Here is a 24,410-nt window from a genome sequence, read left to right as displayed (position 1 = left end):
TGGAGACAGTGTACTTTGCTCACATGGTTTAGAATAATTGAATAAATTTAACTAAGAGTTCAATTCAACTTAACCTAATAAGAGTCACGATGAACATTGCGCTGAAACAACTGAGAGTCTTTGTGGCCGTGGCACAGGAGAAAACCATCACGGCTGCCGCGGAACGCCTGTTTCTGACCAAACCGGCTGTCAGCATGGCGCTGGCCGAGCTGGAAAAACAACTCAGCCAGCCCCTGTTTGATCGCCATCACAACCGGCTGACCCTGAACAGCGAAGGCAAGCGCCTGCTACCTTTGGCCGATGAACTGCTCCAGCGCACCCAGAGCATGGAGCAGCTATTCAGCCAAACCGGTGCCTTGTCCGGCAGCTTGGCCATAGGCTCCAGCGATACTGTGGGCAATCAGCTCACGCCTTTTCTGCTGCGGGATTTCAGGATGCAGACAGCCCATACCGACCAGTCCCTGCTGATCGGCAATACCGCGGCAATCGTGAAAAAGTTAGGTGATTTTGAGCTGGATATCGGCCTGGTCGAAGGCCGGGTCACAGAAAAACACTTGATCAGCCAGCCCTGGCTTCAGGATGAAATGGTGATTATCTGCCATCCTCTGCATCCATTGCTGAAACAAAACAGCCTGTCTCTGTCAGATCTGGAACACTCGGAATGGGTACTCAGGGAAGCCGGATCCGGCACCCGGGATTATTTCCTGCACCATCTCGCACCCGATATCAATGACTGGCAACTGGCTTTCGAGCTCAACACCACTGAAGCCATCATCAACAGTGTCGCCGCCGGCCTGGGCCTGACCTGCTTATCCCGGCGTGCTGTTTATCATGCAGTACAGGAAAAAAGGGTGGCAGAATTACCCATCACGCTGAGCAAGCAAAGACAATACTGGCTGGTGTACCACAAAGATAAATACACCAGCCCGCTGTTATCCGCATTTATTGCCTTCTGCCAGCAATGGCAAGCGGGGTCAGATCCGGTTATCGCCACCGCTGAAAGCAATGATCTGACTGATCTGACATAAAGGCCGGCCCGACTCCTGTTGCCAGTCGTTAAACGCGGCCTGTGCCCCCGCCAGAGAGCGCTGGGTGTCCCGGCCGCCATCAATGATTCCGGTACTGCGCAGGTAGGCTTCAACATCCTGGCTGAGGATAAAAGTATCTTTACCCATCACCCGTAACGTATAGGGGCCGGTATTGCCGCCCAAACGTTTCCCTTTGCTTTTCAGATAGCGCCATAAGCCAATGATGTCTTCCGATGGCCACGCGGCAACCATCGCGGCAAACGAGCCGTGCGTTTTCGCGGCGCTGTGGATCATGTACGCATTGTCCGGAATCGTCATCACTTTGCCAAGATGACGGATAATGGCCGGATCTGTGGCTTTTCGCTCCCACATTTCGTTCGGCACCAGCAATAACTTTTCAATATCAAAGCCAAAAAAGACCGACTCAAAACCGTCCCACTTACTCCTGACCACTTTCCAGCTCATCCCTGACTGGAACACTTTCTGCGTAAAGGCGGCCAGCCAGCGATCATCGCCAATGGTGGCCAACACCTCTGCACTCAGCGGGGTCGACAGCAAACTTTCCAACGCCGCCTCGCCTCCTTTGCGATCAGCAGCACGGGTATAAATTTGTTCAAATTTTTCTCTCAGGCTCACAAGAACACCTTCTGTCAGAACTCAGCACTGGACTCTGCCCCTATCCTACTGTATAAAAAACCAGTTAATCAATATCTGGAGAGGGTGACCATGGCTGTTATCGTCAAATATGTAGTAGAGCGCAACGGAGAAGAGAAGATGACTTTTACCTCTAAATCTGAAGCTGATGCCTACGATAAAATGTTGGATATGGCTGACGAGCTGTTTGCTGTTCTGAGTGAAAGCAAACTGCTTGAAGACGAAGCCAAACAGGAAGAATTAGCGCTGTTCCTGGCTCAGGAACGTGAAAAAGTGCTGGTTGCGCTGGGCGCCAAAAAAGCCAAACCAACCGCCAAGAAAAAACCCGCCAAACCTGAAGCGGTTCAGGAAGCTACTGACAGCGAAGCCGCCTGACAGCATTCCGGCTGACCCGCCTTGAAGAAACCTCCTGCGGGAGGTTTTTTTGCACTCTGTTTTTATGCAAAAAGACTGACTATCTATAAGGATAAAGTGCTATTTTCACCATTTCTCAGTCAATTTCATGCGAATGGCTGATTTCCCCTTCAATATCCCGCTCAGTCTCTTTATGATGGGCATATCAGAATTTTTGAATCATCAAACTGACTGTTGCAGAGCGCAGTCGTTATCCCTTTTGACATGGAGACCATTTCATCATGGCGACATTTTCTCTAGCCCTGGGTACCGCGACCAAAAACCGCGACGGTAAAATCATCGAAGCTTTCTTCCCGACCCCGCTGCTCAATCCGGCTCAGGCTCTGGTTGATACCATCGCAAAAGTTGTTGATTATCAGGAAGGTAATCAAGCGATTGAGATTACCCCAGCTCAGGCGGCTGAACTGGCCGGCGCTTTCGCAGCAAATGGCGAGCAAGCCAGCGCTGGTTTTGCTGAAAAAGCAGCACAATCCAGCCAACCGCTGGTGCTGGTCATTTTGGCTGCCGACCAAGCGCCAGCTTCTGTGGCAGAGGGTTTCCTGAAGCTTCAGCTGATCTCTCACCGTCTGGTCCAGCCACATGGTCTGGTTCTGGACGGCATTTTCGGCCTGCTGCACAACATTGCGTGGACTAATCAAGGCCCGATCGATCTGCCTGAACTGGCGGAGCGCCAGATTGAAGCTCGCCTGAAGGGCGAAGTGCTGACTGTAGACTGTGTTGATAAATTCCCGAAAATGGTCGACTACATTGTGCCGGCTGGCGTGCGGATTGCCGATACTTCCCGTGTTCGCCTCGGTGCTCACGTCGGTGAAGGCACCACAGTGATGCACGAAGGTTTCATCAACTTCAACGCCGGCACCACGGGTGTCAGCATGGTTGAAGGTCGCATCTCGGCTGGTGTTGTGGTCGGAAACGGCTCTGATATTGGCGGCGGCGCTTCGATCATGGGTACCCTGAGCGGTGGCGGCAAAGTGGTGATTTCTATTGGTGAAAACAGCCTGCTGGGCGCCAATGCCGGCTTAGGATTCCCGCTGGGTGATCGCTGTACGCTGGAGTCAGGCCTGTACGTGACAGCCGGCACCAAGGTCACCATGCTGGACGCAGACGGCAATGTCGTCGACACCGTCAAAGCGCGCGATCTGGCTGGAAAATCTGATCTGCTGTTCCGTCGTAACTCAGTGACCGGCACGATTGAATGTCTGACCAACAAAACCGCCGTGGAACTGAACAGCGAGCTACACAGCAACAACTGATTGCTGACAATCAGTCTGCATCAACTTAAAAGGCTGCCGATGGCAGCCTTTCTTATCTCTATCAGTAGCCTCTTTCCGCCAGCCCGAACTGACTCGAGTCCTGTCTGCATTCATCCGGGTAACCCGGGTTAAGCGCGGTCGTCACGGTTTTCTTGCCTGTGCAATACTCATAGCGTCCCTGCAAGTAGCCCGCTCGGTATTTTTCATAGTCAGATTCAGACATCGCACCCAGTCGGCCCAGGCGTTTTTTTTCCCACTCCTGATAACCATATTCTCCGTGGTACGCTCCCAACTCTTGCCACTCACCATGTCGTGACAAATTCGCTTCATACTGACTCATACAAGCCGAGAGCAAAATCATCACCACCAAACAGATCAGCTGACGCATAGAACCTCCCCAGCGAACTGCGATCCGGTGTCTTAAGTATGGAAGAATATCTCTGGTGTGAGAAAGTTTCTCATCTGAGCTGATGATCAAGGCTGACTCAACTCTAGCGATGCCTGACGCCCTGATTCGCTGCTTATCCCCAAATGAACCAGTAAGATACCAATTAAAGATGCCCCCAGTAATACCCCGCCAAGATGCCAAGGCTGGCTGATCCCGACCTGTAACAAGAAGTGACTGATAACAGACGCTGCGACCATCTGGCAAGCTCCGGATAATGCAGAAACCGTGCCTGCCTTTTCACTGTATGGGATCAGCAACATCGACTGCGCACAAGGAAAGGCGATGCCGTTGGTCACCGCCAGCATAAAGTGCGCGGCCGACATCCAAACCGCATCAACCGGCGCCAGTAGATATAAAGCCGCCGATATCAACTGCATGCACGGGGCCAGCTGCAGCATTCTTGCCGTGCCGAGTTTTGGCCTGAGCCGCTGACACAATAAGCCGCCAAAAAGCAGGCCACATGCGGGTACCATTGCCCAGAGTGCGTACTGATCCGAACTCAACCCAATCTGAACCTGCATAATGTAGGGCATCTGAGAAATCGCCAGAATCACCATGGCAAAGTTAATCCAGCCAATCCCTGCAAAGGTCATGAAATGCCGTTCGCGAAATAAAGACAGATAGTTTCCGACGAGCTTTTTCACCGATGGCGCCTGAACAGATGTGTTCAGGGTTTCCCGAAAACTGAACACAAGCAGCAGCCAAATCAGAGCAATATAAACAACCAGTCCGATGAAAGCAGATAACCACCCCAGATAATGATTGATCATCCCGCCGATTACAGGAGCCATAATTGGGGTGAAGGCAGCGACAATCGCCAGCCAGGTCATCGCTTTTGCCAGATTTTGTTTTTGGTAGCTATCCCGAATGGTCGCTCTGGCCAGCACAGAAACACTGCCCGCACCACAGCCCTGAATAAAACGGCCGATCAGCAACCCGGAAAAAGAGTCCGACAGGAAAAGAACAACGCTAACCCCAAGGAACGCGATTAAAACACCGGTCAGCAAGACCGGCCTGCGACCAAAGACATCGGAAAGAGGCCCATAAATAAGCTGAGAGGGGCCAAATCCAAGCAGATAAATAGCAACCAGCAATTGTGTCTGTTCCGATGAAATCGCCAGATCATGCCCAATCCAGGGCAATAGGGGAAACACCAAGCCAAGGCTCAGCTGACCAATACTGACAATTAAACAGGCAAATAACAGGGGTTTCCAATTGAATGCTGGCATACATTTCTCTATATCGATAACAACACAGATATTATGCCTGCATACTGGCCAGGAATAAGCCATCATTGGCTACAGGAGCTATGTCCTGACAGGAAAGAATAGCCGCACTATTTGACGGCTATGTCATGAAATGAAAGGTTTAGGCGTCTGAGCTCTGTGCTTTTTGAATCACATAACGAAATGGATTTGTGAAGGAGAACTTGCTGCCCTGAGTGGTAACCCGGCCCTGCTTCATGGCAACCAGCACTTCACGCTGTATTCTGACTAACGAAAAGAAACGTATCACCATAAATACAATAAATATCGGCATGATAATTTGCGCTATCGGCGCTGATTTTAACAAGAAATCATTCCCTAACCAGACTGCAAGCATGACCAGCATCAGGTACAAAGAATGCGGTTTCAGTGTAATCGTGACAGCATCAGCGGTTTCTTGTCGCTCATAGAATAAACTCATGGCAAATTGTCTTTCATCGTCCCAGAAAAATTGCCCTAACCCTCTCACAGCCTCACATCGAAGGCAAGCGCTTAACCAACCAAATTGTAACCAGTTTCTACCTCTGCTATAGCGAGTTCAAAGACAGATCATGAGGTTTCAATAAGCAAGGAAAAACCGGCGACACTGCAATCGCCAGACAGCAAAAAACCCAGCCATTGCTGACTGGGTTTCTCTGATAAGTGGCGGAGCGGACGGGACTCGATGGTCCGGCATTCCGGCCCGCGACCAAAGTGCAACGCACTTTTGGGGCGCCCATTCTGGGCAATCCATCAGTGACGAACAACCAAAGGCACTGCAATCTCCAGATAGCAAAAAACCCAGCCATTGCTGACTGGGTTTCTCTAAGAAGTGGCGGAGCGGACGGGACTCGAACCCGCGACCCCCGGCGTGACAGGCCGGTATTCTAACCAACTGAACTACCGCTCCACTCAATTTTTCTGCCCAACAAAGTCTTACGCTGCACTGCTTTGTTTCGGTCATCTTGCGTGATGCGATGCAGATTTTGAACTGAGAAGCGCAGTGTGCATTAGCACATGAGTATCGCAAGTATCAAAAGATGCGAGCTATCACCCAAGATGGGCAATGAAAACCTGGCGATGTCCTACTCTCACATGGGGAGACCCCACACTACCATCGGCGCTGCTGCGTTTCACGTCTGAGTTCGGCATGGGATCAGGTGGGTCCACAGCGCTATGGTCGCCAAGCAAAATTTGTTCAACAATCTTGGAAAATCTGACTTAAGTTCTCAGCACATCATTCAAGTGCTTATGGAGTCCGCTAAAACCCCTTGGGTGTTGTATGGTTAAGCCTCACGGGCAATTAGTACAGGTTAGCTGAGCGCCTCACAACGCTTACACACCCTGCCTATCAACGTTCTAGTCTCGAACAGCCCTTCAGGAGGCTTAAAGCCTCAGGGATGACTCATCTCAGGGCTCGCTTCCCGCTTAGATGCTTTCAGCGGTTATCGATGCCGAACTTAGCTACCGGGCAATGCGTCTGGCGACACAACCCGAACACCAGCGGTTCGTTCACTCCGGTCCTCTCGTACTAGGAGCAACTCCCTTCAATCATCCAGCGCCCACGGCAGATAGGGACCGAACTGTCTCACGACGTTCTAAACCCAGCTCGCGTACCACTTTAAATGGCGAACAGCCATACCCTTGGGACCGACTTCAGCCCCAGGATGTGATGAGCCGACATCGAGGTGCCAAACACCGCCGTCGATATGAACTCTTGGGCGGTATCAGCCTGTTATCCCCGGAGTACCTTTTATCCGTTGAGCGATGGCCCTTCCATTCAGAACCACCGGATCACTATGACCTGCTTTCGCACCTGCTCGAACCGTCATTCTCGCAGTTAAGCGGGCTTATGCCATTGCACTAACCTCACGATGTCCGACCGTGATTAGCCCACCTTCGTGCTCCTCCGTTACGCTTTGGGAGGAGACCGCCCCAGTCAAACTACCCACCAGGCACTGTCCGCACCCCGGATAACGGGGCGACGTTAGAACATCAACACGACAAGGGTGGTATTTCAAGGACGGCTCCACAGATACTGGCGTACCTGCTTCGAAGCCTCCCACCTATCCTACACATGTAGGGTCAATGTTCAGTGCCAAGCTGTAGTAAAGGTTCACGGGGTCTTTCCGTCTAGCCGCGGGTACGCAGCATCTTCACTGCGATTTCAATTTCACTGAGTCTCGGGTGGAGACAGCGTGGCCATCATTACGCCATTCGTGCAGGTCGGAACTTACCCGACAAGGAATTTCGCTACCTTAGGACCGTTATAGTTACGGCCGCCGTTTACCGGGGCTTCGATCAAGAGCTTCTCCGAAGATAACCCCATCAATTAACCTTCCGGCACCGGGCAGGCGTCACACCGTATACGTCATCTTTCGATTTTGCACAGTGCTGTGTTTTTAATAAACAGTTGCAGCCACCTGGTATCTGCGACTCTCAGTAGCTCCATCCGCGAGGGACTTCACCGCCAAGAGCGTACCTTCTCCCGAAGTTACGGTACCATTTTGCCTAGTTCCTTCACCCGAGTTCTCTCAAGCGCCTTGGTATTCTCTACCCGACCACCTGTGTCGGTTTGGGGTACGATTGCTTATTATCTGAAGCTTAGAGGCTTTTCCCGGAAGCATGGCATCAATGACTTCATCACCGTAGTGACTCGACATCGGGTCTCAGCCTTAATGCAGAACCGGATTTGCCTAATTCTGCAGCCTACACCCTTAAACCAGGACAACCGTCGCCTGGCCCACCTAGCCTTCTCCGTCCCCCCATCGCAATAATAAGCAGTACGGGAATATTAACCCGTTTCCCATCGACTACGCCTTTCGGCCTCGCCTTAGGGGTCGACTTACCCTGCCCCGATTAACGTTGGACAGGAACCCTTGGTCTTCCGGCGAGGGGGTTTTTCACCCCCTTTGTCGTTACTCATGTCAGCATTCGCACTTCTGATACGTCCAGCATGCCTTACAGCACACCTTCAACCGCTTACAGAACGCTCCCCTACCCAATACAATAAATTGCATTGCCGCAGCTTCGGTGTATCACTTAGCCCCGTTAAATCTTCCGCGCAGGCCGACTCGACCAGTGAGCTATTACGCTTTCTTTAAATGATGGCTGCTTCTAAGCCAACATCCTGGCTGTCTGAGCCTTCCCACATCGTTTCCCACTTAGTGATACTTTGGGACCTTAGCTGGCGGTCTGGGTTGTTTCCCTCTCCACGACGGACGTTAGCACCCGCCGTGTGTCTCCCGGATAGTACTTACTGGTATTCGGAGTTTGCAAAGGGTTGGTAAGTCGGGATGACCCCCTAGCCTTAACAGTGCTCTACCCCCAGTAGTATTCGTCCGAGGCGCTACCTAAATAGCTTTCGGGGAGAACCAGCTATCTCCAGGTTTGATTGGCCTTTCACCCCTAGCCACAAGTCATCCGCTAATTTTTCAACATTAGTCGGTTCGGTCCTCCAGTAAGTGTTACCTCACCTTCAACCTGCCCATGGCTAGATCACCTGGTTTCGGGTCTAATCCCAGCAACTGTACGCCCAGTTAAGACTCGGTTTCCCTACGGCTCCCCTATACGGTTAACCTTGCTACTGAAATTAAGTCGCTGACCCATTATACAAAAGGTACGCAGTCACAGGACAAGCCTGCTCCTACTGCTTGTACGTACACGGTTTCAGGTTCTGTTTCACTCCCCTCACAGGGGTTCTTTTCGCCTTTCCCTCACGGTACTGGTTCACTATCGGTCAGTCAGGAGTATTTAGCCTTGGAGGATGGTCCCCCCATGTTCAGACAGGATAACACGTGTCCCGTCCTACTCGTTTTCACGTGTAAAGCATCGTCGGTTACGGGGCTGTCACCCTGTATCGCGGCCCTTTCCAGGGACCTTCACCTGACACTAAACACGCTTAAGGGCTAATCCGGTTTCGCTCGCCGCTACTGCCGGAATCTCGGTTGATTTCTCTTCCTCGGGGTACTTAGATGTTTCAGTTCCCCCGGTTCGCCTCACCAGGCTATGTATTCACCTGATGATAACTGCTTATGCAGCTGGGTTTCCCCATTCGGAAATCGGTGACTCAAGTGGCTCTTACTGCCTCATCACCGCTTATCGCAAGTTAGTACGTCCTTCATCGCCTCTGACTGCCCAGGCATCCACCGTGTACGCTTAGTCACTTAACCATACAACCCCAAGAGGTTTCGTATGTTCAAACAACCAAGGTTCGTCTCTGACAAAGAGACAATTGGTTTATTCGCCGGACTCTTACACAAGACACTTGAATGTGTGTTGCTTGAGAACTCTGTTTCTCTCGAAACAGTTTTTGATTCAATCTCAAAGATTGAATTTACTAGTCAGCTTTCCAGATTGTTAAAGAGCATGTGAATTATCTTTCAATAACCACTTTCTAAAGGCTTTCAGCGTCAGAAAATCGGTCCAACAACAATTCAGCTATTGAATCTGCGTATCCGTGCAGAAAGTATTTAGAGAGTGGTGGGCGATACCGGGCTCGAACCAGTGACCCCCTCCTTGTAAGGGAGGTGCTCTCCCAACTGAGCTAATCGCCCACTGTATTTTTACATTCCTGTGGCAGGAATGGTGGGTCGTGCAGGATTCGAACCTGCGACCAATTGATTAAAAGTCAACTGCTCTACCAACTGAGCTAACGACCCGTGGCGTCCCATAGGGGAGTCGAACCCCTGTTACCGCCGTGAAAGGGCGGTGTCCTAGGCCTCTAGACGAATGGGACTCTAATTCTGTCAGCGAAACATGTTTCGCTAATTCGTACCCATGCTGTTGGGCAGCATGAGTGGCTCTCTACATTTCGACCAGGCAATCTGTGTGGACACTGCATCAACGACACAGTCTTTAGGTAAGGAGGTGATCCAGCCCCAGGTTCCCCTAGGGCTACCTTGTTACGACTTCACCCCAGTCATGAACCACACCGTGGTAAACGCCCTCCCGAAGGTTAAGCTATCTACTTCTGGTGCAGCCCACTCCCATGGTGTGACGGGCGGTGTGTACAAGGCCCGGGAACGTATTCACCGTGGCATTCTGATCCACGATTACTAGCGATTCCGACTTCATGGAGTCGAGTTGCAGACTCCAATCCGGACTACGACGTACTTTGTGGGATTCGCTCACTATCGCTAGCTTGCTGCCCTCTGTATACGCCATTGTAGCACGTGTGTAGCCCTACTCGTAAGGGCCATGATGACTTGACGTCGTCCCCACCTTCCTCCGGTTTATCACCGGCAGTCTCCCTGGAGTTCCCACCCGAAGTGCTGGCAAACAAGGATAAGGGTTGCGCTCGTTGCGGGACTTAACCCAACATTTCACAACACGAGCTGACGACAGCCATGCAGCACCTGTCTCAGAGTTCCCGAAGGCACCAATCCATCTCTGGAAAGTTCTCTGGATGTCAAGAGTAGGTAAGGTTCTTCGCGTTGCATCGAATTAAACCACATGCTCCACCGCTTGTGCGGGCCCCCGTCAATTCATTTGAGTTTTAATCTTGCGACCGTACTCCCCAGGCGGTCTACTTAACGCGTTAGCTCCGAAAGCCAGTGTTCAAGACACCAACCTCCAAGTAGACATCGTTTACGGCGTGGACTACCAGGGTATCTAATCCTGTTTGCTCCCCACGCTTTCGCATCTGAGCGTCAGTCTTTGTCCAGGGGGCCGCCTTCGCCACCGGTATTCCTTCAGATCTCTACGCATTTCACCGCTACACCTGAAATTCTACCCCCCTCTACAAGACTCTAGCATGCCAGTTCCAAATGCGATTCCGAGGTTGAGCCCCGGGCTTTCACATCTGGCTTAACACGCCGCCTGCATGCGCTTTACGCCCAGTAATTCCGATTAACGCTCGCACCCTCCGTATTACCGCGGCTGCTGGCACGGAGTTAGCCGGTGCTTCTTCTGCAGCTAACGTCAAAGATGGCATCTATTAAACACCACCTCTTCCTCACTGCTGAAAGTGCTTTACAACCCGAAGGCCTTCTTCACACACGCGGCATGGCTGCATCAGGGTTTCCCCCATTGTGCAATATTCCCCACTGCTGCCTCCCGTAGGAGTCTGGACCGTGTCTCAGTTCCAGTGTGGCTGATCATCCTCTCAGACCAGCTAGGGATCGTCGCCTAGGTGAGCTATTACCCCACCTACTAGCTAATCCCACCTGGGCCAATCTTAGCGCGCGAGGCCCGAAGGTCCCCCGCTTTGGTCCGAAGACATTATGCGGTATTAGCCATCGTTTCCAATGGTTATCCCCCACACTAAGGCATGTTCCCAGGCATTACTCACCCGTCCGCCGCTCGCCGCCCATCAACGCACCCGAAGGATTGTTGATGTCGCTGCCGCTCGACTTGCATGTGTTAGGCCTGCCGCCAGCGTTCAATCTGAGCCATGATCAAACTCTTCAATTAAAGTTTTGTTGCTTCTCTAAAGAGAAGCGGCTCAGTGATTACTGATGTTCCAACCGAAGTTGAAACGAATTGACTGTGCCGGTAACTCTTTCGAGAAAGCGCTACCATTTGGTCACTCAGTTCACTGATAAAATCTTTGATGACTGTATCATTGTCGAGTGCCCACACAGATTGCATGGTCAAATTGTTAAAGAACGTTTTGTTATCTCGTTAAGCCGTGCGGTTTATCGTGACAACGGAGGCGCATTATAGAGAGTTCATTCATCTTGGCAAGCGTAAAATCATAAAATAATTTCGACAGAGCAAAATTTAACCAAAAAGTAAATTAACGACCAATACATCTACAAATTCAAGCCAAAAAACAGAAAAGCCTGCTCAAGGCAGGCTTTTCTCACGTGAACATCATAATTTATTGGCTGGTAGAGATATGCTCATCTTTCGCTGTAAGCACAATGGGCTTATCAACCGTTAATTTCCCGGAAAGAATATCCTGAGCCAATGGGTTTTCAATGTATTGCTGGATCGCGCGTTTCAGCGGTCGAGCCCCATAAACCGGATCGAAACCTGCACTTGCAATCAAATCCAGGGCAGACTCATCAACTTTCAGTTCAAAGCCTTTTTCTTCCAGTCGAGCGCTCAGACGACCAATCTGAATCCGCGCGATATCTTTAATGTGCTTATCACCCAGTGGATGGAAAACCACGGTTTCATCAACCCGGTTGATAAACTCCGGACGGAAATGATGAACGACAACGTCCATCACCAACTGTTTGATACCGTCATAATCAAGCTCACCAAAATGTTCCTGAATCCGATCAGAGCCCAGGTTCGATGTCATGATAATAACACTGTTCCGGAAGTCGACCGTTCTGCCCTGTCCGTCAGTCAGACGGCCATCATCCAGCACTTGCAGCAAAATGTTGAACACGTCCGGGTGCGCTTTTTCAACCTCATCCAGCAAAATGACAGAATAAGGACGCCGGCGAACCGCTTCAGTCAGGTACCCCCCTTCTTCATAGCCCACATAACCCGGAGGTGCACCAACAAGCCGGGCAACCGAATGCTTTTCCATGAATTCGGACATATCAATTCGCACCATGGCGTCATCACTGTCAAACATGAAGTTCGCCAGCGCTTTACACAGCTCGGTTTTACCGACCCCGGTCGGGCCGAGGAACAGGAAAGAACCAATCGGCCGGTTCGGATCAGATAATCCTGCCCGGCTGCGACGAATCGCATTCGCCACTGAATTCACCGCTTCGTCCTGACCGATCACCCGCTGATGCAGTGCTGCTTCCATTCGCAGCAGTTTATCGCGTTCGCCTTCCAGCATACGGGATACAGGAATACCGGTCTGACGGGACAGAACTTCCGCAATTTCAGCATCCGTGACCCGGTTTTTCAGTAGGCTCATTTCCTGCATTTCAGCCTGAGCCGCCAGATCCAATTGCTTTTCAAGCGCAGGAATCTTGCCGTACTGCAATTCAGACATCCGGTTCAGATCACCAGCACGACGGGCAATTTCCATATCGGTACGTGCCTGCTCCAGTTCAGCCTTAATGTGTTGGGTGCCGGATAGCGCTGCCTTTTCGGCGTTCCAGACTTCTTCCAGTTCTGCGTATTCTTTTTCTTTTCCAGCTAGCTCTTCACTCAGAACAGCCAATCGTTTCTGACTGGCATCATCGTTTTCTTTTGACAGTGCCTGCTGCTCAATTTTCAGTTGAATGATCCGGCGCTCAAGACGGTCGAGCGATTCCGGTTTGGAATCAATCTGCATGCGAATGCTGGATGCTGCCTCATCAATCAGATCGATCGCTTTATCCGGTAATTGACGATCAGAGATATAGCGGTGCGACAAGCTGGCCGCCGCGACAATTGCCGGATCGGTAATCTCGACATGGTGATGCAGGGCATAACGCTCTTTCAGGCCCCGTAAAATCGCGATGGTATCTTCAACGTTTGGCTCTTCCACCAGCACTTTCTGGAAACGGCGCTCCAGCGCGGCGTCTTTTTCAATGAACTGACGGTACTCGTCCAGTGTTGTCGCCCCGACGCAATGAAGCTCACCACGAGCCAGCGCAGGTTTCAGCATATTGCCCGCATCCATGGCGCCTTCACCTTTACCGGCGCCCACCATGGTATGCAGCTCATCAATAAAGAGGATGACGCTGCCCTCTTCCTGCGCCAGTTCGTTCAAAACTGATTTGAGGCGTTCTTCAAACTCACCACGATATTTGGCACCAGCAATCAGTGCCCCCATATCCAAAGACAGCACTCGCTTATTGCGCAGCCCTTCAGGCACTTCGCCATTGACAATACGCTGGGCAAGACCTTCAACAATTGCCGTTTTACCGACACCCGGCTCACCAATCAGGACCGGATTGTTCTTTGTACGGCGTTGCAGAACTTGAATGGTTCGGCGAATTTCTTCATCGCGGCCAATCACAGGATCCAACTTGCCTTGCTCGGCACGCTCGGTCAGATCAATGGTGAACTTTTCCAGCGCCTGACGGTTTTCTTCGGCATTGGGGTCATCAACTTTCTGGCCACCGCGGATTTTCTCAATCGCCTGTTCAACTTTTTCAGCACTTAAGCCAAACTTGCGCAATAACTCGCCCAACGGGCCTTTGTCGTCCACCGCCGCCAGAATGAACAGCTCGGAAGAAATGTATTTGTCTTTGCGTTTCTGCGCCAGCTTGTCACACATGTTAAACAACACGCCCATGCCATGAGACAACTGCACATCGCCGCCGATACCGCTGACTTTAGGTAAACGGTCGAGTTGTTCAGACAGACTGGAGCGCAATTGGGTAATATCTACATTCAGCAGAGTCAGCAGCGGGCGCGTGGTGCTGCTGTCCTGATTCATCAGTGCCATCATCAAATGCACAGGTTCGATGTACTGATGGTCTCGTCCTAAAGCCAGCGACTGCGCATCAGAAATCGCTAATTGAAATTTGCTTGTAAACCGGTCAAGACGCATAAGTCCTCCACTCTAGATATGACCTTGTCATTATCTTTGTATATGGTTGCGCGCCGTGTGCTTTTCAAGCATAAATTGTAGGGATATTAAAAAGCGGCTCAAGGCCGCTTTTTAATATTGAGAGAAGATTAATGTGACAGCCAGATCAGGCTGGCTTGTCGGCCGGTCACACCATCACGCCGGTAAGAATAAAAGCGGGCTGGGTCAGCATAGGTACATTCAGTCCCGCCAAATATCTGGGTTACACCCTGCCGCTGTAGCCGCAATCGGGCCAGTTGATAAAGATCCGCCAGCCATTTTTCACCTTTAGGCTGAAATGCAGCTTCCGCTGCAGGATCATCGGCCAGGAATTGCGCTCTGACTTCGCCACCCACTTCAAAAGCAGCCGGGCCGATGGCTGGCCCCAACCAAGCCAGAATCTGATCAGCTTCAGCAGAAAATGTCCTGACCGTTTCTTCCAGAATACCGTCAGCCAGTCCACGCCACCCGGCATGCACGGCTCCCACCTGAGTGCCCTGTCGATCGCACAGCAATACCGGCAAACAATCTGCCGTCATCACAGTGCATGCAATACCGGTTTCCCGGGTCACGCTGGCATCCGCATTCGGGATCTGGGTGAGCGGCTCATGCAGATCCAGCACTCGGGTGCTATGCGTTTGCGACAACCAGGCGGGTGCATGCACTAAGCCCAGTTGTTGCTGTAACCATTGACGATTGTGCGCAACGGCTGCCGGCTCATCGCCGACATGATCCCCCAGATTGAGACCAGCATAAGGCCCCAGGCTGATCCCCCCGGAGCGGGTGGTACTGATGGCTTTGACATTCTCAGGCGCTGGCCAGTCTGGGGTTATCCACATCTCAGTAATCATCCTCTGGATGGTCAAGTTTGTCCTGACGCAGGATCTCGACAAGCGCCACCATATCTTTGGGGGTCTCTGCGTGCCATTCCATTAACTCTCCGGTGATCGGGTGATCAAGCCTCAGCATACGAGCGTGCAGCGCCTGACGATCAAACGCCCGGAGCGCTTGGATCACTTCCGGAGAAGCATTTCGCGGCGGACGCGGACGACCGCCGTACAGGGTATCCCCCACCAGCGGGTGCGACAGATATGCCATGTGAACACGGATCTGATGGGTCCGTCCCGTCTCCAGACGCAGCACCAGGCTGGTGTGTTCACGAAAATGCTCCGCAACCCGGTAATGGGTAATCGCCGGCTTGCCCAGTTCATGCACCGCCATCGAGGTACGCTTCGTCGAATGACGGCCAATCGGTTTTTCAACCACACCACCGCCGGTCATTTTGCCCATGGCAACGGCTTCATATTCACGGGTGATTTTGCGTTTTTGCAGCGCACGAACCAGCCGGGTCTGAGCCTGAATCGTTTTCGCCACGACCATCAGGCCCGTGGTGTCTTTATCCAGACGGTGCACAATACCGGCTCGCGGTACCTCTGCCAGAGACGGGCAGTGATGTAACAGTGCGTTCAGCACAGTGCCATCCGGTGTGCCGGCTCCCGGGTGAACCACAAAATCGCGCGGCTTGTTTATCACCAGCAGATGCTCATCTTCATAGACAATGTCGAGCGGGAGGTCTTGCGCGATCCAGCGCTCCTCATCTTCAATCTCAGCCACAACCGTGAGTTTTTCACCGCCCATCATTTTCAGGCGAGGCTTGGTCACCACTGTGCCATTGACGCAGACGCTGCCATTGAGAATCCAGTCTTTAATCCGTGAACGGGAATAATCGGAAAACAGTTCAGCCAGCGCCTGATCAAGACGTTGACCAAGCTGACTATCGTTTACTATGTTGCTTAACTCTATTTGCTGTGCCATAAAGAACTTTTTCAAAAAGCGTGAGACTAAAGCCTAAACGCTGCGTAAAATGACAGATATTAGTTGTCATTGTATCTGTTAACGGCGCTGACCGTAATGGATCACAGAAATAAATTATGACCAAGGAAACTGACGCCGCAATGAAACGCCTGATAATCACGACCTTTCTTGCCGCCGCTATTGTGTCTGGTTGCTCCAGTACAGAGGAAGTGGTACCGGATATTCCGCCTTCTGAGCTGTACGGCAGTGCTCAGCAAGCCTTACAAAGTGGTAGCTGGGTCACCGCCATAGAAAGATTAGAAGCACTGGACTCCCGTTATCCGTTCGGTGCTTATTCAGAGCAGGTGCAGCTTGATCTGATTTACGCTTATTACAAGAACGATGATCTGGCGCTGGGCGAAGCAACCATAGATCGCTTTACCCGATTAAATCCCACCCATGAAAAAGCCGACTGGGTGCTCTATATGCGCGGTCTGACACACATGGCCCAGGACCGTTCTTTCATGCACGATGTGTTTGATATTGATCGCCACGACAGAGATCCGGAACCGGCTCGCCAGGCATTTCGTGACTTTAAGCGCCTGCTGGATCGTTACCCGAGCAGCCAGTACGCCGCAGACGCCAAAGCCAGACTGGTTTATCTGAAAAACCGTCTGGCCAATTACGAGTTAGCCGCTGCCGACTTTTATATCCGCCGTGAAGCCTGGGTGGCCGCCGTGAACCGCTGCCAGCAAATTCAGCGACTGTATCCGGATACGGAAGCGGCACGCCAGTCGCTGCCGCTGATGCAAACCGCATATGAAAAGCTTGGTCTGGAAACGCCGGCCGAACATGCTCAGCGACTGATTGATCTGAATCCGGTCTGATCCCTGAGCAATGAAAACGACAAACGGCAGCCAGAAGGCTGCCGTTTTTTGTTCTTGCAGATTACCGCACTGCATCTCATCACACCACGTTCTGGCCATTGAAGGCTAAGTAAGCACTTAGCTTCAGGCCGAAAAACGCCCCTGAGCAGCACTGGCCGCCAGTCATCAACTCACTCCATACTGCCGCATTCATTATGTCCCCGACAAGGGGTTTTTATTCATTTTCTTGTCACAAAGCAGAACAAGTCACAGAAATATATTGGTGAATTATTTTACTTATTAAAGTTGATCCAGATCACTTTATTCACGATTAAGAAGAGTAATCTGAAGTTAACCCACCAAGGGGTAGCAAAACAGGAGAGAGACTATGCAAGTAGAAGTCACAGGCAAAAACATTGATGTCACCCCTGCTATCCGTGAGCGCATTGAAGAAAAATTCAGTAAGTTAGAGCGCTTTCAAGTCCCGCTGATCGGCAAGCATGCTGTGATCAGCCAAGAACCCAACCGGCACTTCAAGGTGGAAGCAACAGCCGGCATTCCAGGGGGGAACATAGTGGCATCCTCTGAACAGGAAAATATGTACGCCGCCATTAAAGACATGTATCAGAAACTGGAGCGACAGCTGAGCAAACAATCCCACAAATCGGAAGCCCGTCGAGCCAGTCACAGCCAGAAGCCTGTATTGACTGAAGCCGAAATGGCAGAAGAAGACTTCGAAGCCTGAACCCTTCCTATCCAGCCCTGCCGCATGGCGGGGCTTTTTATTCTTGACAAGATCATCGACTGACCATAGGGTGATTCCTAGACAATATTTAGCCAGCATATTCACGAGACTGACTGACACATGATTCAATATGCACTGTTTTTCTTTCACTTCTTTTTTCGCTCACCATAAGTGGGGGCTATCGTTACGCAAGAAAGAAGCGAAAGACGAACAGCAAGCCTCCCAACCGGGAGGCTTTTTTGTAAGCACAACAATAAAATAAGTACAGACAGGGAACCAGAATGACCAAAAGTTATCACTCACTGGACGAGATCCGAACCCATGTCACTCGGATAGACAATGAAATTCTGGCACTTCTGGCAGAACGGCGTCAGCTGAGCCTGGAAGTCGCCAAAAGCAAAATCAAAACCACCAAGCCTGTCCGGGATCAGGAAAGAGAGCAAGCACTGTTACTCAGACTGATAGACGAAGGTAAACAACACCAGTTGGATGCCAATTACGTCACGCAAATCTTTCACACCATTATTGAAGATTCTGTGCTCTTCCAACAGGCGTATCTGCAAAAGCTGACCAACCCTGACAGCCTTCAGCCTGTGGTGCGCGTATCTTTTCTGGGCGCCAAAGGATCCTATTCCAACCTGGCCAGCCGTCAGTATTTCAGCCGCAAGCAAACCAAGCTGGTTGAGATGAGCTGTTCCAATTTCCGTGATGTGGTGAATGTGGTCGAAACCGGTCAGGCAGACTATGGCGTCCTGCCGATTGAGAACACCAGTTCCGGATCGATTAACGAAGTGTACGATTTGCTGCAGCACACCAGCCTGTCGATTGTGGGCGAGATTACCCAGCCGATCGAACACTGCCTGCTGACAGCCGTGCCGACTTCGCTGGATCAAATTGATACCCTGTATTCCCATCCGCAGCCCCACCAGCAATGCAGTGAGTACCTGCGCACCATGGGCGATATCAGGCAGGAATATACTTCCAGCACAGCCGATGCCATGCTGCAGGTTGCCGAGCTGCAATTGCCCAACGTGGCCGCCATTGGCAATGCTTCCAGCGGCGAGCTGTATGGCTTAACGCCATTGAAAACCGGTATTGCCAACCAGCAGGAAAACTTTACCCGTTTTATTGTTGTCGCCCGGAAAGCTGTCGATGTCACGCCGCTGATCCCGGCCAAGACCACACTGATCATGTCGACCGGCCAGAAACCCGGTTCACTGGTTGAATGCCTGCTGGTGCTACGCAATCTCAACATCAATATGGCAAAACTGGAATCCCGCCCTGTGATCGGTAATCCATGGGAAGAAATGTTCTATGTGGATGTTGAAACGAATCTGAAATCTGAGGCCATGCAGCAGGCACTGGAAGAGCTGACCCGACTGACACGATTTATCAAGGTGTTAGGCTGTTATCCCAGCGAAAACGTCAAACCAACCGAAGTCGACTATCCGGAAGAATAAACGCAGAAAGGCCAGCAAACGCTGGCCTTCTCATTCTGGATCAACAGTAATCAATCACTAAACAACCATCAATCCGATCAGCCTCTGTGGGTCGCATCGTTCGCCTGACGCAGTAACGACTGGCTTTCTTTCAAAAAGCGTCCGGCATAGTCGCCAAACCAGCCTTCCACCTGATCAAAGGCCTGCTTGAACGCCGCTTTATCTTTGTTTTCCAATATGGCAATGGCATCCCCAAAGCGCTGGTGAAAACGCTTAATCATGGCCAGGTTTTGCGGCGAAGACATAATAATATCGGCATAGAGCTGCCCGTCCTGTGCAAACAGCCGTCCGACCATCGCCAGTTCCAGGCGGTAAATCGGCGAGCTGAGCGACAATAACTGATCTAAGCGCGGATCTTCTTCGGCCAGATGAACCCCATACACAAACGAAGTGAAATGCCGCAGTGCCTGAATCAGGGTCATCCCCTGATCATGTTCGATGGCACTGATCCGGTTCAGACTCGCGCCCCAAATCTGGATCTGCTCCAGCAGCCACTGGTAGCTTTCCGGGTTACGGCCATCACAGTAAACCACCACTTGCTTGGCCAGACTACTGATATCCGGGCCAAACATAGGGTGTAATCCCACCACAGGTCCCTGATGCACTTCCAGCATGGTCTGCACCGGCCCGCTCTTAATCGAGGTCAGATCTGCCAGAATGCAGTCATCCGGTAGTTGAGGCAGGCGGCGGATCACTTGTTCGGTGAGATGAATCGGTACGGTCACCACAACCATGCCGGCATCTTTGAGCAATTCATCCGCTTTGTCCCAGTCCTGACTGCCCAGGATACGTACCTGATAACCCGACAACTCAAACAAGCGGCAGAACAGACGGCCCAGCTGTCCATGACCGCCCACAACGACAATCGGGCGCAATTCCGGCTTCAGACATTTGAAACCCGAATCATTTTCACTGGCATAAGATTCACGCATGGTGCGGCGCAGAATATCTTCAATCAGATCCGGCGGCACGCCCTGGTCAGCCGCTTCCTGTCGCCGTGAGGCCAGCATGGCGGCTTCACGATCCGGGGCATAAATCGGCAGACCGTGCTGGCTTTTGACATGACCGACTTCTTCTACCAAAGCCAGACGGCGCGCCAACAGCGCGACCATCTGCTTATCGACTTCATCAATTTGATCTCGTAGTGTGCTCAGTTCCGCAACCATTCGTCTCTTAATCCATTATTTAATGCGTTGTTGTAGGAAAGGGGTTAATTCCTGACGAGCGCGACGCAGCAGGGTTTCGGTATCTTCCCAGTTTATGCAGGCGTCTGTGATCGACACACCATACGCCATCTCTCCTGGCGCCAGATCAGCACTTTGATTGCCTTCATTGAGATGACTTTCCAGCATCAGACCAATGACGGAATGATTCCCTTCCCGGATCTGATGAATCACATCTTCGGCAACCAGCGGCTGGCGGCGGTAATCCTTGCGAGAGTTCGCATGAGAGCAGTCTACCATTAAGGCAGGATTAAGGCCCGCAGACTTCATCTCAGTTTCGCATTCAGAAACCGACACTGAATCATAGTTGGTCTGTTTCCCGCCGCGAAGAATGACATGGCCATCCGGGTTGCCCTGCGTGTTGAGCAGTGCGACCTGGCCTTCACGGTTAATCCCCATGAAACGGTGACCGGAAGCGGCCGCCTGCATCGCATTGATCGCGGTACCCAGGCTGCCATCGGTGCCATTTTTGAAACCCACCGGCATCGAAAGACCACTGGCCATTTCACGGTGGGTCTGGGATTCCGTGGTACGGGCACCAATCGCGGCCCAGCTGAACAAATCGCCGATGTACTGCGGGCTGATCGGATCCAGTGCTTCTGTGGCCAGCGGGATACCCATTTCCACCAAATCAATCAACAGCTGGCGCGCAATGTGCAGCCCTTCTTCAATCTCAAAAGAACCATCCAGATGCGGGTCGTTGATCAGACCCTTCCAGCCGACTGTCGTCCGCGGTTTTTCAAAGTACACACGCATCACCAGGTACAGTTGGTCATCCAACTCGGCTGCCAGTTCTTTAAATCGACGGGCATAATCTTTGGCCGCTTCGACGTCATGAATAGAACAAGGACCGCAGACCACCAGCAGACGGTGATCCCGCTTATGGATAATGTCGGCAACCGTTTTACGCGATTGCTCGATAAACGACAGCGCAGCCTCGCTGACTGGCAATTTATCTTTTAACTGTTGTGGCGTAATAAGAACTTGTTCATCCTGAATGTGGACATTATTCAATACATCTTTCTGCATGGGGCCATCCTGATTTTGCGATACCTGGGCGTAAATTTTTAGTTACAACAGGATTTCCCCTGTCAGTAAACAGACAATAACAACTGATATTTCATGGAGCAACACCCTGTAAAGAAAAAATACCATTCGTAAATTTATATTTACACACAGCAAGATTATTGCCTTTGGGGCAAAGACAGCTACCATAAACATCCATTTAGCTTACTTCCGATACCGTTATGGAACTCATCCTTTCCCTGCTGCAGCAGCTCAGTGTTTATCTGGTGTTGGCTTACCTGTTAAGCAAAACACCACTGTTTATGCCGATCACCACGGTATCTGGCCGTTTGTCACAACGCTTTGCCTGCTACGTGCTGTTTTCTCTCTTCTGTATTTTAGGCACGTATTTTGGTCTGCACATCGAAGATGCCATCGCCAATACCCGGGCCATCGGTGCTGTGATGGGGGGCCTGCTGGGGGGCCCGGTTGTGGGCTTTGCCGTGGGCCTGACCGGTGGTATGCACAGATACAGTATGGGCGGCTTTACCGACGTCGCCTGTGCTATCTCCACCACAGTGGAAGGACTGATCGGCGGTATCATGCACAGCTATTTTGTCCGCCGCAGTAATTTCGACGCCATTTTCCGACCATTAACCGTATTTGCGATCACCCTGGTTGCCGAGATCCTGCAGATGCTGATTATTCTGGCGGTGGCCGAACCTTTTGATAAAGCCTACAGTCTGGTCAGCGCCATTGCTTTGCCTATGGTGATCGCCAACTCAGTGGGTGCAGCCCTGTTCATGAGCATTATCCGCGATAAAAAAACCATTTATGAGAAATACTCAGCCGCGTTTTCCAGCCGGGCACTGAAAATCGCCCAACGTTCGGTAGGCATACTCAGTCAGGGATTTAACCAGGAAAACTCCAAGCAAATTGCCCGTATCGTTTACGAAGAAACCGGGGTCGGTGCCGTCTCGATTACGGACCGAGATAAAATTCTCGCCTTTATCGGGATCGGCGATGATCATCATCTGCCGGGTACCCCGATTTCCTCCAAGCATACCAAACAAGCCATTGAACACTGCGAGCTGGTCTATGCCGACGGGTATGAAGTGCCCTACTGCTGCTCGCTTTACGACAAGTGCAAATTAGGCTCGGCGCTGGTGATTCCTTTAATCGGCGGCAACCATGAGGTGATTGGCACGATTAAACTCTATGAGCCGAAACGTAAACTGTTTTCCACCATCAATCTGACCCTGGGGGAAGGCATTGCCAAACTCTTGTCGAACCAGATCCTGACCGGGCGCTATAACCGCCAGCAAACCCTGCTGACTCAGGCTGAGCTGCGGCTGCTGCAGGCACAGGTGAATCCACACTTTCTGTTCAATGCGCTCAATACCATTAATGCAGTGATCCGGCGTGATCCGGATAAAGCCAGACAGTTGATTCAGCATTTGTCCCAGTTTTTCCGTCGCAATCTGAAGCAGAATATAGAAACTGTCACGCTGGAAGAGGAACTGCAGCACGTACACGCCTATCTGGAAATTGAACGCGCCCGGTTTGCCGACCGGCTCGAGGTGGAAGTCAACATTGATGATGCCTTATTGAATATCACAATTCCGACCTTTACCCTGCAGCCACTGGTCGAAAATGCCATCAAGCATGGTACGTCAAACTTGCTGGCCAGCGGTAAACTGACCATCAAGGCTTACCAGAATGATGAACGTATTGTGTTGGAAGTGCGCGATAATGCAGGCTTGTATCAGCCGGTGGGTGAAGAGAGCGGTCTGGGCATGAAAATTGTCGATAAACGATTGAAAAACCGCTATGGCAAAGCATATGGCCTGCAAATGAGCTGGGAAGCCAATCAATGGACACTGGCCACCATCACGCTGCCAAAGGAGAACGGACAACCATGATCAAAGCACTTGTCATCGACGATGAACCTTATGCCCGAGAGGAGCTGATGGCGCTGCTGCATGACAGCGGCGACATCGAAATTATTGGCAGCGGCGCCAACGCTATCGAAGGGTTGAAGATGATTCATCTGCTCAAGCCCGAAGTCGTATTTCTGGATATTCAGATGCCGCAAATCACAGGGATCGAGCTCCTGAGCATGCTGGATCCGGAGACCATGCCCAAAATTGTGTTTGTCACCGCGTATGACGACTACGCCATCAAAGCGTTTGAAGATAATGCCTTTGACTACCTGTTAAAACCGGTCGAACCGGCAAGGCTTGAAAAAACGCTGGCCAAGCTGAAGCGCGAGCTGCGCCAGCCGGATTACACCCCTTTGATCAGCGACATGCTCGAGCTGATTCCTTGCAGTGGCCATCACCGTATCTTGCTGCTCAGCCCGGCAGATATCGAACTGGCGCATTCTGATTTATCAGGTGTGCACCTGGTTACCAAAGACACCAAGGCCACCACACAGCTGACCCTCAAAGTGCTGGAAGAAAAAACCCCGCTCATCCGATGCCACCGCCAGTATCTGGTGCACCCGCAGGCGATTCGTGAGATCAAGCTGCTGGAGAACGGACTGGCAGAAATTACAACCCAACATGGCCAGCAGGTGCCGGTGAGCCGGCGATATCTGAAAGAGATCAAAGATCGCTACGGGCTGAGCTGAGCAATCATCAGGGACAGCCACTCCGCTTGGTCAGTCCCTGACTTGATCCGCTTAGCAGCCCATCACTTAAGTACCTACCGCTTCATTTCAATCACAGCCGTTCGGCCTCTGTCGCCGCCGCTCAACCGCTTTATTGACCACTCAGTCACGCCATACTGCCACTCAGTCTTTTAGGCCGTGTGTCTTTGCC

Annotated in this window: 17 protein-coding genes, 4 tRNA genes, 3 rRNA genes and 1 other annotated feature; of the genes, 8 read left to right on the top strand and 16 right to left on the bottom strand. The window is 51.5% G+C overall.

Annotated elements, in window-relative coordinates; all coding sequences use genetic code 11:
• Positions 1-89 precede the first annotated feature (89 nt).
• Positions 90-1,028, top strand: a complete 939-nt coding sequence (locus tag LN341_RS02905; protein ID WP_234203998.1) for a LysR substrate-binding domain-containing protein — start codon at positions 90-92, stop codon at positions 1,026-1,028.
• Here the strand turns inward: LN341_RS02905 and LN341_RS02900 are convergent.
• Complete coding sequence (locus LN341_RS02900; protein ID WP_234203997.1) at positions 975-1,664, bottom strand: DNA-3-methyladenine glycosylase I; 690 nt, start codon at positions 1,662-1,664, stop codon at positions 975-977. The two genes, LN341_RS02905 and LN341_RS02900, sit on opposite strands and share 54 nt — an antisense overlap.
• Positions 1,665-1,754: 90 nt before the next feature.
• On the opposite strand from LN341_RS02900, the gene LN341_RS02895 reads away from it, so the two are divergent.
• Both LN341_RS02895 and dapD read left to right on the top strand, forming a co-directional pair.
• Positions 1,755-2,057: a YebG family protein gene (locus LN341_RS02895; RefSeq protein WP_234203996.1), complete on the top strand. Its 303-nt coding sequence runs from the start codon at positions 1,755-1,757 to the stop codon at positions 2,055-2,057.
• A gap of 260 nt (positions 2,058-2,317) precedes the next feature.
• Positions 2,318-3,349: a 2,3,4,5-tetrahydropyridine-2,6-dicarboxylate N-succinyltransferase gene (gene dapD / locus LN341_RS02890; RefSeq protein ID WP_046221986.1), complete on the top strand. Its 1,032-nt coding sequence runs from the start codon at positions 2,318-2,320 to the stop codon at positions 3,347-3,349.
• 61 nt (positions 3,350-3,410) lie between these two features.
• On the opposite strand, the gene LN341_RS02885 is transcribed toward dapD, so the two are convergent.
• The 13 genes from LN341_RS02885 to rluD form a co-directional block, all read right to left on the bottom strand.
• On the bottom strand, positions 3,411-3,737 hold the full coding sequence (locus LN341_RS02885; RefSeq protein WP_046221985.1) for a DUF2799 domain-containing protein: 327 nt from the start codon (positions 3,735-3,737) through the stop codon (positions 3,411-3,413).
• Between the two features lie 86 nt (positions 3,738-3,823).
• The gene (locus LN341_RS02880; RefSeq protein WP_234203995.1) at positions 3,824-5,026 is read right to left on the bottom strand and encodes a multidrug effflux MFS transporter; all 1,203 of its coding nucleotides are present in this window, start codon (positions 5,024-5,026) and stop codon (positions 3,824-3,826) included.
• A gap of 139 nt (positions 5,027-5,165) precedes the next feature.
• Positions 5,166-5,483 (bottom strand): hypothetical protein, encoded by a 318-nt coding sequence (locus LN341_RS02875; RefSeq protein WP_046221983.1) that lies wholly within the window; start codon positions 5,481-5,483, stop codon positions 5,166-5,168.
• Between the two features lie 391 nt (positions 5,484-5,874).
• Positions 5,875-5,951: transfer RNA gene (locus LN341_RS02870), tRNA-Asp, on the bottom strand.
• 162 nt (positions 5,952-6,113) lie between these two features.
• Positions 6,114-6,229, bottom strand: a 5S ribosomal RNA gene (gene rrf, locus LN341_RS02865).
• A gap of 94 nt (positions 6,230-6,323) precedes the next feature.
• Positions 6,324-9,213: ribosomal RNA gene (locus LN341_RS02860) — 23S ribosomal RNA — on the bottom strand.
• A 308-nt stretch (positions 9,214-9,521) separates the two neighbouring features.
• A tRNA-Val gene (locus LN341_RS02855) sits at positions 9,522-9,597 on the bottom strand.
• 29 nt (positions 9,598-9,626) lie between these two features.
• Positions 9,627-9,702, bottom strand: a tRNA-Lys gene (locus LN341_RS02850).
• A gap of 1 nt (position 9,703) precedes the next feature.
• Positions 9,704-9,779 (bottom strand) — tRNA-Glu (locus LN341_RS02845).
• 124 nt (positions 9,780-9,903) lie between these two features.
• Positions 9,904-11,455 (bottom strand): 16S ribosomal RNA (locus LN341_RS02840).
• The 16S, 23S and 5S rRNA genes sit together here with 4 tRNA genes alongside, the layout of an rRNA operon.
• Before the next feature lie 409 nt (positions 11,456-11,864).
• Positions 11,865-14,438 (bottom strand): ATP-dependent chaperone ClpB, encoded by a 2,574-nt coding sequence (gene clpB / locus LN341_RS02835; protein WP_234203994.1) that lies wholly within the window; start codon positions 14,436-14,438, stop codon positions 11,865-11,867.
• 128 nt (positions 14,439-14,566) lie between these two features.
• Entirely contained in the window at positions 14,567-15,295 is a 729-nt protein-coding gene (pgeF, locus tag LN341_RS02830; RefSeq protein WP_234203993.1) for a peptidoglycan editing factor PgeF, read from the bottom strand.
• A gap of 1 nt (position 15,296) precedes the next feature.
• A complete protein-coding gene (gene rluD, locus LN341_RS02825; protein WP_046222471.1) occupies positions 15,297-16,271 on the bottom strand; it encodes a 23S rRNA pseudouridine(1911/1915/1917) synthase RluD in 975 nt (324 codons plus the stop codon).
• Between the two features lie 140 nt (positions 16,272-16,411).
• On the opposite strand from rluD, the gene bamD reads away from it, so the two are divergent.
• From bamD to pheA, 3 genes are all read left to right on the top strand, one after another.
• Positions 16,412-17,137 carry an outer membrane protein assembly factor BamD gene (gene bamD, locus LN341_RS02820; protein ID WP_046222491.1) on the top strand — a complete coding sequence of 242 codons (726 nt, stop codon included), beginning with the start codon at positions 16,412-16,414 and terminating at the stop codon, positions 17,135-17,137.
• A 367-nt stretch (positions 17,138-17,504) separates the two neighbouring features.
• Entirely contained in the window at positions 17,505-17,861 is a 357-nt protein-coding gene (gene hpf / locus LN341_RS02815; protein ID WP_046222472.1) for a ribosome hibernation-promoting factor, HPF/YfiA family, read from the top strand.
• A gap of 122 nt (positions 17,862-17,983) precedes the next feature.
• Positions 17,984-18,104 (top strand) — a sequence feature (Phe leader region).
• Positions 18,105-18,142: 38 nt separating this feature from the next.
• On the top strand, positions 18,143-19,321 hold the full coding sequence (gene pheA, locus LN341_RS02810; RefSeq protein ID WP_046222473.1) for a prephenate dehydratase: 1,179 nt from the start codon (positions 18,143-18,145) through the stop codon (positions 19,319-19,321).
• A 77-nt stretch (positions 19,322-19,398) separates the two neighbouring features.
• On the opposite strand, the gene tyrA is transcribed toward pheA, so the two are convergent.
• Both tyrA and LN341_RS02800 read right to left on the bottom strand, forming a co-directional pair.
• Positions 19,399-20,526, bottom strand: a complete 1,128-nt coding sequence (gene tyrA / locus LN341_RS02805; RefSeq protein ID WP_234203992.1) for a bifunctional chorismate mutase/prephenate dehydrogenase — start codon at positions 20,524-20,526, stop codon at positions 19,399-19,401.
• Positions 20,527-20,541: 15 nt separating this feature from the next.
• A complete protein-coding gene (locus LN341_RS02800; protein WP_046222475.1) occupies positions 20,542-21,612 on the bottom strand; it encodes a 3-deoxy-7-phosphoheptulonate synthase in 1,071 nt (356 codons plus the stop codon).
• Between the two features lie 218 nt (positions 21,613-21,830).
• Between LN341_RS02800 and LN341_RS02795 the strand changes: the two genes are divergently transcribed.
• Positions 21,831-23,510 carry a sensor histidine kinase gene (locus LN341_RS02795; protein ID WP_046222476.1) on the top strand — a complete coding sequence of 560 codons (1,680 nt, stop codon included), beginning with the start codon at positions 21,831-21,833 and terminating at the stop codon, positions 23,508-23,510.
• Positions 23,507-24,220, top strand: coding sequence for a two-component system response regulator BtsR (gene btsR / locus LN341_RS02790; protein ID WP_046222477.1), 714 nt, complete (start codon positions 23,507-23,509; stop codon positions 24,218-24,220). Before LN341_RS02795 ends, btsR begins: the two co-directional genes overlap by 4 nt.
• Positions 24,221-24,410: the final 190 nt, after the last annotated feature.

This window comes from Photobacterium sp. TLY01, from assembly GCF_021432065.1.
Lineage (GTDB): Bacteria > Pseudomonadota > Gammaproteobacteria > Enterobacterales > Vibrionaceae > Photobacterium > Photobacterium halotolerans_A.
This window is presented reverse-complemented; position numbering and strand designations above follow the sequence as displayed.